Origin of the sequence: Streptomyces rubellomurinus, assembly GCF_000961885.1 — a bacterium.
In the GTDB taxonomy this organism is placed as follows: domain Bacteria; phylum Actinomycetota; class Actinomycetes; order Streptomycetales; family Streptomycetaceae; genus Kitasatospora; species Kitasatospora rubellomurina.
In genome coordinates, this window is sequence record NZ_JZKH01000014.1 from 52,860 (window position 1) to 67,832 (window position 14,973).

The following is a 14,973-nucleotide window of genomic DNA, read 5'->3' on the forward strand; positions in this document are numbered from 1 at the left end:
GATCGGACGGGTAGTCAGAAGACCGCCCCCATAGCGAACTTGGAGACCTCATGGCTCTTCGCTCGTCCCATCGCCCCCTCGCGCTGGCGCTGTTCCTGTCCCTGGCCGCGGCGGGGTGCGGCTCGGGGAGCGGGAGCTCCGGGGCCGGCGGCAAGCTGACGGTGTGGCTGGCCGTGGACGCCCAGGAGAGCTGGCCGCAACTGGTCCAGTCCACCAATGACCGGTTCGCGAAGGCGCACCCCGGGGTCGCGGTCGACGTCCAGTACCAGCAGTGGACGACGAAGAACCAGAAGCTGGACGCCGTCCTCGCCGGGAAGAACGTGCCCGACGTGGTGGAGATGGGCAACAGCGAGACCACCAACTACATCGTCAACGGCGCCTTCGCCACGCTCGACCCGTCCCGCTTCGACCAGTCGGGCTCCTGGCTGCCGGCGCTCGCCGACGCCTGCCGCCACGACGGCAGGACCTACTGCGTGCCGTACTACGTCGGGGCCCGGGTGGGCGTCTACCGCACGGACTACTTCACCCGCGCCGGTGTCGCCGGCCCGCCGAGGACGTACCCCGAACTCATGTCCGCGCTCGACCGGCTGAAGGGCACCCTCGGCGCCGAGGACCCGAACTTCTCCGCCCTCTACATGCCCGGCCGCTACTGGTACGCGGCGATGGCCTGGGTGAAGGACGCGGGCGGCGAGATCGCGGTGCAGGACGGCGGCAGGTGGAAGGGCGCGCTGTCCTCCCCGAAGTCCGTCGCCGGGCTCACCGAGTGGAAGCGGCTGATCGACGCCTACTACGTGGGCGACCGCGCCAAGGACAACGGCGACCAGCCGGGCGTCGTCGCCCAGGGCCGGGTCGGCGTCTTCTACGGCAACACCTGGGAGGCGGACGCCGCCGCCGACGAGCACGCCGGCGGGGACCCGAAGCTCAAGGGCCGGTTCGCCACCTTCCCGTTCCCCGGCCCGTCCGGAAAGCTCCTGCCGCCGTTCCTCGGCGGCTCCACCCTGGCCGTCCCGGTCAAGTCGACCCGCAAGGACCTGGCCGCCGACTGGATCGGGATGTTCACCGACCGGCAGTCGCAGCAGACCCTGATCGCCGCGAACACCCTGCCCAACAACACCGCCCAGCTGGCCGAGGTCGCCGCCGGCGGCATCAACGGGCCGGCTGCCCAGGCCGCGGCGACCGGGGGCTGGATGACGCCGTTCGCGCCCGGCTGGACGTCGGTGGAGAAGTCCAACGTCCTGCCCGAGATGCTGGAGCGGATCGCCAACGGCAAGGCCTCGGTGCAGGACGCGGCGCGGGAGGCCGACCGGCGGATCGACGAAGTGATCAATGAGCGCTGACCGGGGCCGGCGGCGGCGCCCGCGCCTGCTGCCGTACCTGCTGATCGGCCCGACCGTCCTCGCGCTCGTCCTGGTGCTCGGCTACCCGCTCGTGGACATGGTCGTCCTCTCCTTCCAGGACATGACCCGGGAACAGCTGTTCAGCGGCTCGTCGCCGCCCTGGGCCGGGCTCCGGCAGTTCCGCCGGATCCTCGGGGACGCGTTCTTCTGGACGGTGGTGGCCCGCACGGTGCTCTTCACCGCGGTGTGCGTCGCCCTGACGGTGTTCTGCGGGATGGTGACCGCGCTGCTGATGCACCGGGTCTCCCCGTGGGTGCGCTCCGTCATCTCCGGGGTGCTGGTCATGGTGTGGGCGATGCCGGTCATGGTCGCCGGGTCGATCTTCCGCTGGCTCTTCGACGCCGACTACGGCGTGGTGAACTGGCTGCTCTCGAACCTGCCCGGGGTGGACCTGGCCAAGCACAACTGGTTCACCAACCCCTGGGAGGGGTTCACCGTCATCGTCGCGGTCGTGGTGTGGGGTTCGCTGCCGTTCGCCGCGATCACTCTGCGGGCCGCGCTGGCGCAGGTCCCGCCCGAGCTGGAGGAGTCCGCGGTGCTCGACGGCGCCCGGCCGTTCCAGGTCTTCCGGCACGTCACCCTCCCGGTGATCCGGCCGGTCCTGCTCATGGTCACCACGCTGACGGCGATCTGGGACTTCGGGGTCTTCAACCAGATCTGGCTGATGCGCGGCGGCCAGCCCGAGCGGGAGTACTACCTGCTGGGCGTCTACTCCTTCATCGAGTCGTTCGCCGTGAACCGGTACAGCACGGGGGCGGCGATCGCGCTGGTGACGGTCGTCCTGCTGCTCGCCGGCTCGGTCGTGTACCTGCGTCAGATGCTCAGGACGGGAGAGGCCGAATGAGGCGACGGCGGTCGCTGGGACACGACCTGCTCGGGCTGGCCCTCGCCGCGGTGGTGGGCTTCCCGGTCTACTGGATGGTGCTGACCGCGTTCCGGCCGGCCCACGAGATCCTGAGCCTGCCGCCGAGGTTCTGGCCGGGCCGGCCGACCTTCGACAACTTCGCCCGGGCGCTGGGCACGGAGACGTTCTGGGCCAACGTCCGCTCCAGCGTCGTCATCGGCCTCGGCACCGTCCTGGTGTCGCTGGTCGTCGGCACCCTCGCGGCCTTCGCCCTGGCCCGCTTCCGGTTCGCGGGCCGCAAGGCCTTCGTCGTGGTGATCCTGATCGTCCAGATGGTCCCGCTGACGGCCCTGATCATCCCGGTGTACCTGCTGCTGAACGACGTCGGGATGACCGACAGCATCACCGGGGTGATCCTCACCTACCTGGTGTTCACCCTGCCGTTCACGGTGTGGATGCTGCGCGGGTTCATCGCCGGCGTCCCCGTGGAACTGGAGGAGGCGGCCATGGTCGACGGCTGCGGCCGCCTCGGCGCGTTCCGCCGGGTGGTGCTGCCGCTGCTCGCGCCCGGCATCATCGCCACCTCCGTCTTCGCCCTCGTCCAGGCGTGGAACGAGTACGTCCTCGTCTACGTGCTGCTGTCGAGCCCGGAGAAACAGACCGTCAGCATCTGGCTGGTTTCCTTCCAGACCAGCTTCGGGACGGACTACGGCGGCCTCATGGCGGGCGCCACGCTCACCGCCCTGCCCGTCGTGGTGTTCTTCCTCGTCGTCCAGCGCAGGATCGCCTCCGGCCTCGCGGTCGGCGCGGTCAAGGGCTGACCGCGAGCGCAGCAGACCCGGGTTGCCGGGCGGCACCCCGTTCACGTCCACAGGAGGATTCCGTGACGCACGACCGCCTCGATCTCGTGTCCAAGCTGTACCAGCCCTCCGGCTGGCCCCGCGTCCTGCGGGCCGCCTCGGGGGCCACCTCCGAGGCCCCACTCGTCGTGGACCTCGACCCGACCACCTTCTGCGACCTGGCCTGCCCCGAGTGCATCAGCGGAAAGCTCCTCAACCAGGGCCGCTTCACCCCCGAACGGCTGGCCGCGCTCGCCGAGGAGCTTGTCGCCCTGTCCGTCCGGGCGGTGGTGCTGATCGGCGGCGGCGAACCGCTCGCCCACCGGGGCACCCGCCGGGTCCTGCGGATCCTCGGCGAGGCCGGCCTGGCCGTCGGCGTCGTCACCAACGGCACCATGATCGACAAGAACCTCGACGAACTCGCCCGGTACGCCACCTGGGTCCGCGTCTCCATGGACGCCGGCACCGCCGAGACGTACGGCCTCTTCCGCCCCGACCGCAAGGGGCGCAGCGTCTTCGACAAGGTCGTCGCGAACATGCGGCTGCTCGCCGGGGCCAAGACCGGCGCCCTCGGCTACTCCTTCCTCGTCATGACCCGCCGGGAGCCGGACGGCCGGACCGTCAGCAACCACACCGAGGTGCTGCGCGCCGCCGAACTCGCCCACGACATCGGCTGCGACTACTTCGAGACCAAGGCGATGTTCGACGACGAGCACCACGTCGTCCAGGTGCCCCAGGACATCCTCGACTCGGTGGAGCGGCAGCTGGCCGAGGCGGCCCGGCTGCGGAGCGACAGCTTCCAGCTCGTCAACTCCTCCACCCTCACCTCGCTGCGCCGCCACAGCGGGCCCGTCCAGCCCAAGGACTACCACCGCTGCCGGGTCGCCGAGCTGCGCACCCTGATCACCCCGTCCGGCGTGTACGTCTGCGCCTACCACCGGGGCAACCCGCTGGCCAGGATCGGCGACGCCGTCACCGACGACCTCACCGACATCTGGCAGGGCTCGGACCGCGGCATCGTCGACCCGAGCCGGGACTGCCGCTTCCACTGCGCGCGGCACCGTTCCAACCTGGAGCTGGAGCGGATAGCGGAAGGAACGGGCGCAGCCCCCCTCGACGAGGACTACGACCCGTTCCTGTGACCCTCAGGGCCTGTCGCTAGATCCGGACGTCCGCCCGGCGGCTCCGGCTCCCCGGGGCCGCCCGGGCGGGGATCACCCGGGCCCCGGGGTGCGGGCCGCGCAGCGCCTCCGCCAGGCGCGCCACCACCCCGGGCGCGTCGGCCGCGCGGCACACCCCGACCAGCGAGCCGCCACCACCGGCCCCGCTGACCTTCAGCGGCAGCCCGGCGGCACGCAGCGCCAGCGAGCGCAGCTCCTCCAGCAGTGGGGTCGACATGCCCTGGAAGTCGCGCATCGCCGCGTGCGCCCGGGCCATCGCCGCCCCCAGCGCCTCGTGGTCGCGCCCGCGCAGCGCCGCCCAGGCGGCGGCGGACGCCCGGTCGGCCTCGGCCCGGTAGGCCGCCAGGTCGGGATCGCCGGCCGCGAGCTGCGCCCGCACCGTGCGGATGTGGTCGCGGGTGTCCTTCCGGGTGCCGGAGTCCACCACGACCACCCGCCAGTCGTCCGGGAACTCCAGCCGCTCCCGCACCCGCGGCAGGCCGCGCTCCCGGCCGTCGAGCAGCAGCGCGCCGCCCTCGGCGACGGCGAGGTGGTCCATGCCGCCGCCGTTGAAGCGGGCGAACTCGAACTCGTACGCCCACTGGACGATCGAGCCCTCCGGCACCCGCTCGCCGGGCGGCGACCCGGCCTCGGCGAAGGCCCGGAACAGCGCCACGATCAGCGCCGTGGACGAGGACAGGCCGCTCGCGGGGGGTGCCTGGCTGCGGACGCGGACGGCCGGCGGGCGCGGCGTCAGCCCGGGGAGCCGGCCGCGCAGGAAGGTCCACACCTGCGCCGGCCAGTCGTCCGCCGCCGCCACCTCGGTCGTCTCCCCGGGCACGACCTCGACCGTGGTCGGCAGGTCCAGGGCCAGGCTGACCGAGCGCCCGCCGCCCAGCCAGTCCAGGTCCTCGCCGGACAGGCACGCCCGGCACGGCACCGCCGCGCGGATCGCGTGTTCTTCGCTCACCTGGCCCGGAACCTCCCGTCGACGAGGAACTCCCGGTACATCGCCAGCGCGAGCCGGGTGGGCGGGTGCAGCGGGCCCGGCGGGTCGTCCAGCGGCCGGAACAGCGCGCGCCGCACCTCGTCCGCCCCGGGGGCCAGCTCCCCCGACCAGCGCCGGGCCGCGAAGCACAGCGCGAAGCAGTGGGTGACGTCCCCGTTCGGGTAGGTCAGGGTGTGCACGGCCGGTTCGGAGATCGACCCGAACGCGACCAGGTCCTCCTTCTCCACCCGCAGCCCGGTCTCCTCCGCCACCTCCCGCACGGCCGCGTCGGCGAAGCCGCCGTCCTCCTCGCAGGCGCCCGCGGGCAGCTCCCACACGCCCGTGTCGACCCGCTGCTGGAACAGCCCCCGGCCGTCCCCGTCGAGCAGCAGGACCTGGGCCCCCGGCACCAACAGCCGTCTGCCGCCCACCTTCTGACGCAGCGACCAGATGTACGACCCGACGTAGGCCATGCCCGTACCGCCTCCCTCGCCGCCCGCCCCGCGGCGGGCGCCCACGGCCCCACAGACTGTCACGCACCGTCCTCCGCCAGCCAGCGCGGCACCGCCTCGGGCGTCGACTCCAGCCACCGCACGTACCGGTCCACGCCTTGTGCCACGTCGATCCGGGCCCGCCAGCGCAGCAGCTCCCGGGAGCGCTCCGTGCAGGCGTACCCGCCGAGCGGATCGCCCTCGGGGCGCGGGGTGACGATCCGCCGGGCCCCCGGGAAGTACGGGGCGAGCAGGTCCGCGACCTCCCGGACGGACGTCGGGCGGCCCGTCCCCACGTTCACCGTCCGGCCCGCCATCCCCTCCTCGACGAGCGCGAGCGCCGTCGCCTCGGCCACGTCCTCGACGTGGACCAGGTCCCGCACCTGGACCCCGCCGCCGTTCAGCCGCATCGGGCGGCCGAGCCGGGCCTGCAGGGAGAGCCAGGGCACCATCCAGGAGTGGCTGCCGGGCTTCGGGATCTGCGGCTCCCCGTACACCGAGAAGTACCGGACGATCGCGTACTCGCAGTCGGAGGACGCCCCGAGCATCAGCCGGGTCTGGTGCTCCGCCCACAACTTGCCGTTCGCGTAGACCGACAGCGGGAACAGCGCCTGGTCCTCGTGGAACACGTGCGGGCCGGGCGAGTCGGCGGGGCCGTCGCCGTACACGGACGCGGAGGAGACCAGCACCACCCGGCGCACCCGCGCCCGCGCCGACTCCTCCAGGACGACCTGGGTGCCCTGCACGTTGGCCCGGAACGCGATCCCGGGATTGCGGGTGCAGGCCGCCACGTCCGCGTAGGCGGCCGCGTGGACCACGAAGTCGGCTTCCCGGACCAGCCCGGCGACCGCCTCGCGGTCGCACACGTCGCCGACGACGAGCCGGGCGCCCGTCCCCGCCACCCCGAAGACCTCGTGGCCGGACTCGGGGTAGGCGTCCATCCGGTCCAGGACGGCGACGTCCGCGCCCGCCCGGCACAGCAGGGCGGTGAGCCGGCTGCCCACCAGGCCCCCGCCGCCCGTCACGACGACGCGGGCGTCGCGGAGCTTCTCCAGCCGGGGCCCGACGCTCTCGGCGTCCTCGGCCCCGGTTCCGTTCGATGGCGCGTGCGATCCAGCGGACATGGGTGTCCTTTCCGTGGCGACGGCGAACTCGGATGCGCGCTCACACACAGCCACAGGCTTCCCACGGAAGGTGGCGTGCCAGGCCAGCATCCGGGGCTCCCCACCGCTCCGCCAGAGCGAATTCGGCACTCTTGCCAGCCCCCGGCGCGATCCGTACTGTCCGGAACCGGCGACATCCGCAGCGGACCGGAACCACACCCGTACCGCCAAGTCCCGGGCTCCACACGAGAGATGGGGAACGCACGTGACGCGTCATCAGCTCAGCGGGGTGGTCATGACCCACCCCAAGCGCCGGCGGGCCGCCGAGCGGATGGCCCGGGCCGCGCCCCCGGGCGCGCTGCGCGTCGTCATGGACCCGGACCCGACCGGCACCCCCTCGGTGCTGCGCACGGCGCTCGCCGCCTGGGAGGCCGTCGAGGACGGCGCCACCCACCAACTGGTCGTCCAGGACGACATGCTGTTGTCCGAATCGTTCTTCGAACGGGTCCGCCTCGCCGTCGCCGCGATGCCGGACGCGGCGCTGGCGCTGTTCGCCCTGTGGGACTCCCGCAACGGCGCGGCCGTCCGCTTCGGCGCCATGGCGGGCGCCCGCTGGGTCGGCGCCGTCAACGAGTACTTCCCGTGCGTCGCGATCGTGCTGCCCCGCGGCGTCGCCGAGGGCTTCGTCCGCTACGGCCGCGAGCGCCTCGGCGGCTGGCCCGACGACATCCTGATGAACCGCTACCTGCGCGAGAACGGCGTCCCCCGCTACGTCGCCGTCCCCAACCTCGCCGAGCACCAGGACGGCGGCTCGATCTCGGGCAACGCCTTCCGGGGGCCGCGCCGCTCGGTCTGCTTCCTCCCCGACGACCGGCCGGGCGAGGAGGGGGACCGGCTGACCGGCCTGACCGTCCTGCCGTTCTTCAAGTACGGCATCGCCCGCTGCGCCGTCCGGGTCGCCGGCCCCGGCCCCGAGCGCTGGCTGCACCTGGACTGCGAGCAGTACCTGCACGGCCTGGGCCTGCCCGGCTCGCTGCTCACCCCGCCCGGGCCGGAGGCCGACCGGCCGGACGTCCGCGGCACCTGGCTCACCGCCCTCGCCATGGGCCACGAGGCCGCCCGCCTCGGCCCGGACGCCGACGGCGGCGGGCCCGCGGTGCGGCCGGAGGTGTACGCCGAGGCGATGGCCACGATCGGCACCGGCGGCATCAGCAACACCAGCACCGAGGAGCGGCTCGCCGAACGCCGCGAGGCCCTGGCGGCCGTGGCGGCGCGGGCCCTGGCCGCCGGACACGAGGCCGCCGACCGCCCGGCTCCCCGGCGCCCCCGGCGGCGCGGCGGCCCGACCGTCCGGGGCGGCCTGACCGTCCGCGGCGGCGCCACTCCGCTCGGCGAGCACCTCGTGCGGCGGCTGGCCGACCTGGCCGGCGCCGAAGCGCCCGACGCCGTCCTCGACCTCACCGGCCTGCGCGCGGGAGCCCCCGCCCGCGAACTGACCATCCGACTGCCCGACGACCCGCGGCCCTACACCCTGGCCGTGGGCGAGGTGTACGGCCCCGGCTGCTCCCGGGACACCCTCATCGGACGCATGGTGTGGGACGCCCTGCGCAGCCGGCCGGTTACCGTCCAGGGCAGCCCCGACACCGAGGTGCACCCCGTGTACGCGGACGACCTGGCCGACGCCGCCCTGGCGGTGCTCCGCACCCGGCCGGCCGCCCACAGCCTGACCGTCGCGCCCGAAAAGCCCACGACGCTCGGCGAGTTGGCGCACGCCGTGCACGCGGCCGTCCGCCCGGTGCCGGTCCGGACCGCCCCGCCCGCGGCCGAACGCCCGTCCCCCCGGCCCGCGTGCCCGGACGGCCCCCGCCCGCCCGCGTGGGCACCGGCGACCGACCACGCGAAGGGGCTGCACGCCTTCGCCCAGTGGCTGGCGTACGAGGGGACGCTGCTCACCGGGATCTGAATCGCCAGGACTGCTACGGCTGTTCGCCCGCCCGCAGTTCGGTGGCGATCTGGCGGCGGCCCGCGACCAGGGTCTCGGCGACCACGGCGAGGCCGGCCAGCAGGGTCAGGCCCGCGGTGGGCAGCAGCACCGGCATCGGGACGGGGGTGATGACCTCGCCGACCCGGACTCCGACCAGCGCGGAGATGTCGAAGGCGCCGCCCAGCAGGGCGACCGCCGCGACCGCGACCAGGGCGCCGCCGAGGGCCGCCGCGAGGGTCTGCGAGAGCGCCTCGGTGACGATCAGCGCGAGCCCCTGGCGCGGCCGCAGGCCCATGGTGCGCAGCCGGGCGAGCAGCGCGGTGCGGTCGGGGGCGGCCCGGAGCAGCGTCAGCAGGACGGCGAGCAGGGCGAATCCGGCGCCGGCGGCGGCCGCGTACCAGAACAGCCGCCCGGCGGCGTGCTGCAGCGGGTCGTCGGCGAGCGCGGCGGCGGTCTCCCGGCTGCTGTGCACCGTGTAGCCGGCGGGCAGGCCGTGGGTGTCCTTGCCGACGGCGGTGGCGTCGTCCGCGACCAGTTTGGCCAGGCCTACCGGCTGGGCCCCGCCGTTGGTCCGCAGGGCCGCCCGGACGCCTTCGGGGTCGACGTCGCCGACGGCGAACCACCGGTTCACCCGCTTCGCGTCCGGCAGGTGCTCCCAGGCGGGGCCGGCGGGGACGACGGCGAACGGCTTGCCCGGGTCCGGCAGGGCGGGGGTGGCGGAGACCGTCCCGGCGAGGGCCAGGGGCAGGTCGTTGCCGTTGGGCGTGCGCACCTGGGCCGGCCCGGTGGCCAGGCGCTCGGCCAGGTCGCGGCTGACCAGTGCGGGCACCGGGGTGTCCCGGCCGCCGGGCGCCCCGGCCAGCGTCGCCGGATCGAACTCGCCGGCCCCGAGGGTCCGGGCGATCTCGGCGTACGCCGCCGGATCGACCACCATCACCAGGTAGGCCTCGGTGTAGTTCCGGTCGGCGCTGAGGAAGCGGGCCTGGGGCTCGACCCAGACCGCGGTCGAGGCCCGGACGCCCGGCAGCGCGCCGGCGGCCTCGGTGAACGGCGCGGTCAGGGTGGCGTAGCCGGGGAGGGAGACGCCGATGTCCCCGCCCGTGGCGATGCGCGCGGCGCGGGTCCGTACGTGGTCGACGGTGTCGAGGACGGTGGCGCCGAAGCCGGTCGTGGTGACGGCGATCAGCAGGGCGAGCAGCGGCAGCGCGGAGGGCTTGCGGCGGCCGGCGTTGTCGCGGGCGGCGCGGGACAGGCCGAGGAAGGCGATCAGGCCGCGGCCCCGGCCGGCGAGGGCGGCGAGCCGGCCGACCGCCACCGGTTCCGTCCGGGCCAGCAGCAGCCCGCCGGTGACGGCGAGCAGGAACGGGGCGGCGACCAGCAGCGGATCCAGTCCGGCGCCGGTGCCGACGCCCCGGCGGCGGACCTCCGCCACGGCCGCGGCGGTGACCGCCAGGACGGCGAGTTCGCCGACCAGCCGGCGCCGGCCGCCCGCCGCCCGCCGAGCGCCGACCGCCCCGCGGCGCGACCAGAGCGCGGCGGCCCGGAGCGGGAAGGCCAGCAGGGCGACCAGCGTCGCGGCGAGGGCCGCCAGCACCGAGGGGCCCCACCGGGGGGTGGGCAGCAGTACCAGGGCGAGGGCCGTCCCGAGCGCGGCGGCGGGCAGGACGGTGACGGCGCCCTCGCCGATCAGCCGTCGCAGCACCCCGGCGAGGGAGCCGCCGCGGGCCCGGAGCAGCTCGATCTCGGCGGTGCGCCGGTCCGTGCCGAGGGCGGCGGCCAGGAACAGCACCACGGTGGCGACGCCCGCGACCCCGGCCGGGCCGATCGTGCTCAGCGGCAGCACGGCCCGGTGGCGCTGGTCCGCCCGGGTGAGCAGGTCGGGGAGGCCGGAGGTGGTGTGCAGGTCGAGGCGCCCGGTCGTCCGGGCCAGGGCGGTGGCGTCGCGCCCGGTCAGGAAGGAGCGGAGGATGCCGTGCAGCCGGTCGAGCCGGTCGGCGCGCAGCGAGGAGGTGTCGACGGGCAGCCGCCAGAAGTTCTCGGCGGTCGAGCCCCAGCGGGCCAGTGCGGGCAGGCTGCCGCCGTCGACGAATCCGCTGGTCGCCCAGTGCTCGTGGGCGGGGTCGGCGCGCAGGCAGGCGCGGGCCGGGCAGCCGAGGTCGTCCCAGGCCGGGTCCTGCGGGTCGTTGACCTGGTAGAGGCCGACCACCACGGTGGTGCGCCGGGCGCCCGAGCCCTCGACGCCGTTGTCGATGACGTCGCCGAGCTTGATGTGGATGGTCTCGGCGGCCTTCTTGCTGATCACGATCGGCAGCGGAGCGCCGGGGGCGGCGGGGGTCGGCCAGGTGCCGTCGGTGAGGGTGGCCCGGGCGGCCAGGTCGTTCAGGTGGAGCAGGGCGAGGACGGGGTCGGTCCGCTTCTCCGCGATCCGGACGTACTCCGGGTTGCCCATGCCGTGGTCGCCCAGGGCGCGGGTGCCGTGGGCCCGGCCCGACGGGGCGAGCGTCAGCTGCCGGCCGACCATCTCCGTCAACTCCCGTTGCACCCGGTCGAGTTCGGCGGCGTCGTCGCCCTCCCTGGTCCTGGAGGCGAGCTGCAGGCTGGTCTGGTTGAGGCCGTTGCGGCCGACGAAGTCCTGGAGCGCCGTGTCCGCGCCCCGGTCCGCGACGCGGGGGAAGGCGGCCGCCAGGAAGACGGTGACGAACGCGAGGGCCGCCATGAGCAGCGCGGCCGGCGAGTTCGCCCGCAGTCTGGTGCGGACCCAGCCCGCGGGGCGGTGGGCGGTGTCGGCGGCGGCCTCTCCCCCGCGCCGTCCGCGCACGACGAAGCCCAGCATCACGTTCCTCCCCGGGGCGGCGATCGCCGGTATTCGATCACCGGATAGCGGACGATGCTGTCAGATCCGCTCCGGGAACGGAAGGAACTTGCGCGAATCATGTGACCGATGAGCGAATTCCCCGAATTTCTTTCCGCCACGGCGATGCCATGCACACTTCACCGGCCGGGGAATTCCCCTTTCGCGCATTCTCCGAGCGAAATGCTGAACCGGGAGGCCGCCGGATCCGTTGACCCGGGGCGGCGGCCCCGGCCGGCGTCGTGCGCGCCGCCGGGCGGGGCCGCCGCCGTCGCGGCGGGGGTTCAGTCGGATTCCGCCCGGAACGGGCAGCCCTCCGCGGCGACCGGCCGGGCCGTGGCGGGGGCGGGCGCGCGGCGGGTGACGCGCATCGGGAGTCCGTCCTTCGGGCGCAGGGTCACCATGGGGTCGGTCACCGGAGTGTGCCCCGGCAGGTTGGCCAGGCCGACGCGCTGCGCGAGGGCGGCCAGCACCACGTGGCCGTTGAGCAGGGCGTGGTGGTTGCCGATGCAGACCCGGTGCCCGGCGCCGAACGGCAGGTAGGCGTGGCGCGGGAGCTGCTCCTCCCGCTCCGGGGCGAACCGGTCCGGGTCGAACCGCTCGGGGTCCGGGTAGTAGTCGGCGCGCCGGTGCAGCACGTACGGGCTGAAGACCACGGTCGCACCGGCCGGCAGACGGTGGCCGAGCACCTCCACCTCCCTGGTGGCCTGGCGCGAGAAGTAGTAGACCGGCGGGTAGAGGCGCATGGCCTCCTTGAACACCTGGAGGGTGTACGGCAGTCGGGGCAGGTCGTCGAGGACCACCGGCCGGTCGCCGAGCACCTCGTCCACCTCGGCCAGCAGCCGCGCGTAGCAGTCGGGGTGCTTGGCGAGCAGGTGGAGGCTCCAGGTGAGCGCCGTGGCCGTGGTCTCGTGGCCGGGCATGAACATGTTGAGCGCCTCGTCCCGGATCTGCCGGTCGCTCAGCGGCGTGCCGTCCTCGTGGCGGGCCTCCATCAGGAGGTTGAGCCAGTCGTCCGGGCGGTCGGCCTGTGCGCGCCGCTCCGCGAGGAAGGCGTGGAAGGACCGCTCCAGCCGCTCGATCGCCCGCCGGTACCGCAGGTTGGCCGGGGTGGGCCACTCGATGGTCAGCGGGATCAGGGCGCTCGCCTGCGAGTCGAAGCCGTGGATGGCGTCGGTGAGGGCGTTGCCGAGTTCGTCCGCCTCGCCGAGGATGTCACGGCTGAACAGGTTGCGGCCGACGACGCCGAGCACCACCTTGACCATCTCGCGCCGCACGTCCACCACCTGGCCCTCGGACCAGGCCCCGGCCACCTCGCCCGCCACGCGGGCGGCCACGTCGACGGAGGTCTTCACCGCGGCGGTGCGGAAGCGCGGCTGGATGATCCGGCGGTTCCGCTTGTGCACCTCGTTGGACGCGGTCAGTAAGCCGTCGCCGAGCAGCGGCCTGCCGAACGCGCGGAAGCGCTCGGTCTTCTCGAACGCGGCGCCGTTCTTGATCAGGATCTCGTGGACCAGCTCCACCGAGTTCGCCAGGTACATGTACTGGCCGGCGACCTTGTAGGCGCCGAGGTCTCCGCACTGCTCGAAGGTCCGGGAGAACAGTGCCAGCCGGTCCTGCTTGAACTCCCAGGTGTTGCCGATGACGGCCCGGCCCTTGAGCCGGGGTGGCGACTGGTCGCGGACAGCGGACGAAATGGCCATGAGTCGTGGCCTCTCTGGGTACGGGTGGGCGTCAGCGCGAGCGCGCGCGCCGGAACGCCAGCCAGATGACCGGCGCACCCAGGGCCGCCACCGCGGCGCCCACCACTGAGGTGAGGTGCATGCCGTGCAGGAAGCTCTGGTCGGCGAGGTCCGCCAGCCGCGGGAGGTGGGCCTGCGCGGCCACCGCCTTGGCGGCCTCGGCGGACCCCTCGGCGGCGTGCGCGGCCGGGGCCGGCAGGTCGGCGAGCTTCGGGTGGAGGTCGGAGGCGTAGGAGTTGGTGAGCAGCGAACCGAGCACCGCGACACCGAGCACGCCGCCGATCTGCCGCATCGAGTTGTTGACGGCGGCGCCCGCGCCGGTGCGCTCCGGCGGCAGCACGGACATGATCGCCTCCGTGGTGGGCGCCACCGAGGCCCCCATGCCGAGGCCCTGGACCAGCATCACGAGCCAGAACCAGGGCATCGCGGTGTCCGCGCCGAACCGCACGTAGGCGAGGAAGGTCGCCGCGGACACCACCATGGCCAGCGCGACGACCGGGCCGACGCCGAACCGGCGGACCAGCGGGGCCGAGAGCGGGGCGCCGCCGAGCACGCCGACCGCGACCGGCACCAGGTTCAGGCCGGCCTCGAAGGGCGTCTGGCTCAGCGTGCCCTGCAGGTAGAAGGCGGTGTAGTACATCGAGCCGCTGAGCGCGAAGAAGGTCAGCATCACGGCCAGGCTGGAGCCGGCGAAGCGGCTGTTGCGGAACAGCCGCACGTCGAAGCTCGGGCTGGGCACGCGCAGTTCGACCAGCACGAAGACCACCAGGACGGCCAGGCCGCCGAACAGCGGGCCGAGCACCACCGGGGTGGTCCAGTCGTTGCGGTGGCCGCCCTCGATCAGGCCGTACACCAGGGACAGCAGGCCGACGGTGGAGAGCAGCACGCCGACCGGGTCCAGCCGGGGCTTGACCTCGCCGCGCGCCACCGGCAGGAGCAGCCGGGCCCCGACCATGGCGAGGCCCGCCAGCGGCAGGTTCACCAGGAAGATCGAGCCCCACCAGAACCGCTCCAGCAGCGCGCCGCCGACCAGCGGGCCGGCCGCGATGGCCAGTCCGCTCGCGCCGGACCAGATGGCGATCGCCATCGGCCGCCTGGCCTCGTCGAAGACGGCGGCGATCAGCGACAGGGTGGCCGGCATGATCAGCGCGCTGCCGATGCCCATCGCGCCCCGGGCGACGATCAGTTCGGTCGGACTGGTGGACAGGCCCGCCCAGAGCGAGGCGCCGCCGAAGACGACCAGGCCGGTCATCAGGAGCGCGCGGTGGCCGTACCGGTCGCCCAGCACGCCGCCGGTGAAGAGCATCACGGCGAAGATCAGGGTGTAGGAACTGATGCTCCACTGCAGCTGGTTGGGGGTGGAGGCCAGGCCGTCGTCGGGCGAGGCGAGGGTCTTCAGCGCGACGTTGAGGATGGTGTTGTCGAGCCAGACCGTCAGCTGCGCGAGCACCAGGACGGTGAGGGCGAGCCACTGGCGGGCGCCGGGCCCCCTCGCGCCGTGCCGCTCCGATGCCCCCTGGGCAAGCTGCTGCACCACGTCCGCACGACCTCTCGACGAAGGGTTGCCGCTCAGC

General features: G+C 74.2%; 11 protein-coding genes. 5 read left to right on the forward strand and 6 right to left on the reverse strand.

The window, feature by feature from the left end; all coding sequences use genetic code 11:
- Positions 1-50 precede the first annotated feature (50 nt).
- The 4 genes from VM95_RS09720 (at position 51) to VM95_RS09735 (ending at position 4,222) form a co-directional block, all read left to right on the forward strand.
- The gene (locus tag VM95_RS09720; RefSeq protein ID WP_045694130.1) at positions 51-1,337 is read left to right on the forward strand and encodes an extracellular solute-binding protein; all 1,287 of its coding nucleotides are present in this window, start codon (positions 51-53) and stop codon (positions 1,335-1,337) included.
- Positions 1,327-2,241 carry a carbohydrate ABC transporter permease gene (locus VM95_RS09725; RefSeq protein WP_045694132.1) on the forward strand — a complete coding sequence of 305 codons (915 nt, stop codon included), beginning with the start codon at positions 1,327-1,329 and terminating at the stop codon, positions 2,239-2,241. The genes VM95_RS09720 and VM95_RS09725 overlap by 11 nt, the downstream gene beginning before the upstream one ends.
- Positions 2,238-3,062, forward strand: a complete 825-nt coding sequence (locus VM95_RS09730; RefSeq protein ID WP_045694135.1) for a carbohydrate ABC transporter permease — start codon at positions 2,238-2,240, stop codon at positions 3,060-3,062. Before VM95_RS09725 ends, VM95_RS09730 begins: the two co-directional genes overlap by 4 nt.
- A 62-nt stretch (positions 3,063-3,124) precedes the next feature.
- Positions 3,125-4,222, forward strand: coding sequence for a radical SAM protein (locus tag VM95_RS09735; protein ID WP_052707245.1), 1,098 nt, complete (start codon positions 3,125-3,127; stop codon positions 4,220-4,222).
- A 16-nt stretch (positions 4,223-4,238) separates the two neighbouring features.
- Here the strand turns inward: VM95_RS09735 and VM95_RS09740 are convergent, their stop codons facing one another.
- The 3 genes from VM95_RS09740 to VM95_RS09750 are packed head-to-tail and all read right to left on the reverse strand — an operon-like array spanning position 4,239 to position 6,843.
- On the reverse strand, positions 4,239-5,210 hold the full coding sequence (locus VM95_RS09740; protein ID WP_045694137.1) for a GHMP family kinase ATP-binding protein: 972 nt from the start codon (positions 5,208-5,210) through the stop codon (positions 4,239-4,241).
- Entirely contained in the window at positions 5,207-5,701 is a 495-nt protein-coding gene (locus VM95_RS09745; RefSeq protein ID WP_045694139.1) for an NUDIX domain-containing protein, read from the reverse strand. Before VM95_RS09745 ends, VM95_RS09740 begins: the two co-directional genes overlap by 4 nt.
- Before the next feature lie 59 nt (positions 5,702-5,760).
- Entirely contained in the window at positions 5,761-6,843 is a 1,083-nt protein-coding gene (locus VM95_RS09750; protein ID WP_078859740.1) for an NAD-dependent epimerase/dehydratase family protein, read from the reverse strand.
- A gap of 244 nt (positions 6,844-7,087) precedes the next feature.
- On the opposite strand from VM95_RS09750, the gene VM95_RS38665 reads away from it, so the two are divergent.
- Positions 7,088-8,785 carry an NAD-dependent epimerase/dehydratase family protein gene (locus tag VM95_RS38665; RefSeq protein WP_157882025.1) on the forward strand — a complete coding sequence of 566 codons (1,698 nt, stop codon included), beginning with the start codon at positions 7,088-7,090 and terminating at the stop codon, positions 8,783-8,785.
- Between the two features lie 13 nt (positions 8,786-8,798).
- Here the strand turns inward: VM95_RS38665 and VM95_RS09760 are convergent, their stop codons facing one another.
- From VM95_RS09760 to VM95_RS09770, 3 genes are all read right to left on the reverse strand, one after another.
- Complete coding sequence (locus tag VM95_RS09760) at positions 8,799-11,639, reverse strand: hypothetical protein (RefSeq protein ID WP_045694141.1); 2,841 nt, start codon at positions 11,637-11,639, stop codon at positions 8,799-8,801.
- A 302-nt stretch (positions 11,640-11,941) separates the two neighbouring features.
- On the reverse strand, positions 11,942-13,360 hold the full coding sequence (locus tag VM95_RS09765; protein WP_045694142.1) for a cytochrome P450: 1,419 nt from the start codon (positions 13,358-13,360) through the stop codon (positions 11,942-11,944).
- A gap of 31 nt (positions 13,361-13,391) precedes the next feature.
- Positions 13,392-14,936, reverse strand: coding sequence for an MFS transporter (locus tag VM95_RS09770; protein WP_045694143.1), 1,545 nt, complete (start codon positions 14,934-14,936; stop codon positions 13,392-13,394).
- Positions 14,937-14,973 lie beyond the last annotated feature (37 nt).

Coding starts and splice junctions, on each gene's coding strand:
- VM95_RS09720 (WP_045694130.1), top strand. CDS start 51: ATGGCTCTTCGCTCGTCCCATCGCCCCCTCGCGCTGGCGCTGTTCCTG.
- VM95_RS09725 (WP_045694132.1), top strand. CDS start 1,327: ATGAGCGCTGACCGGGGCCGGCGGCGGCGCCCGCGCCTGCTGCCGTAC.
- VM95_RS09730 (WP_045694135.1), top strand. CDS start 2,238: ATGAGGCGACGGCGGTCGCTGGGACACGACCTGCTCGGGCTGGCCCTC.
- VM95_RS09745 (WP_045694139.1), bottom strand. CDS start 5,701: ATGGCCTACGTCGGGTCGTACATCTGGTCGCTGCGTCAGAAGGTGGGC.
- VM95_RS09750 (WP_078859740.1), bottom strand. CDS start 6,843: ATGTCCGCTGGATCGCACGCGCCATCGAACGGAACCGGGGCCGAGGAC.
- VM95_RS09760 (WP_045694141.1), bottom strand. CDS start 11,639: ATGCTGGGCTTCGTCGTGCGCGGACGGCGCGGGGGAGAGGCCGCCGCC.
- VM95_RS09765 (WP_045694142.1), bottom strand. CDS start 13,360: ATGGCCATTTCGTCCGCTGTCCGCGACCAGTCGCCACCCCGGCTCAAG.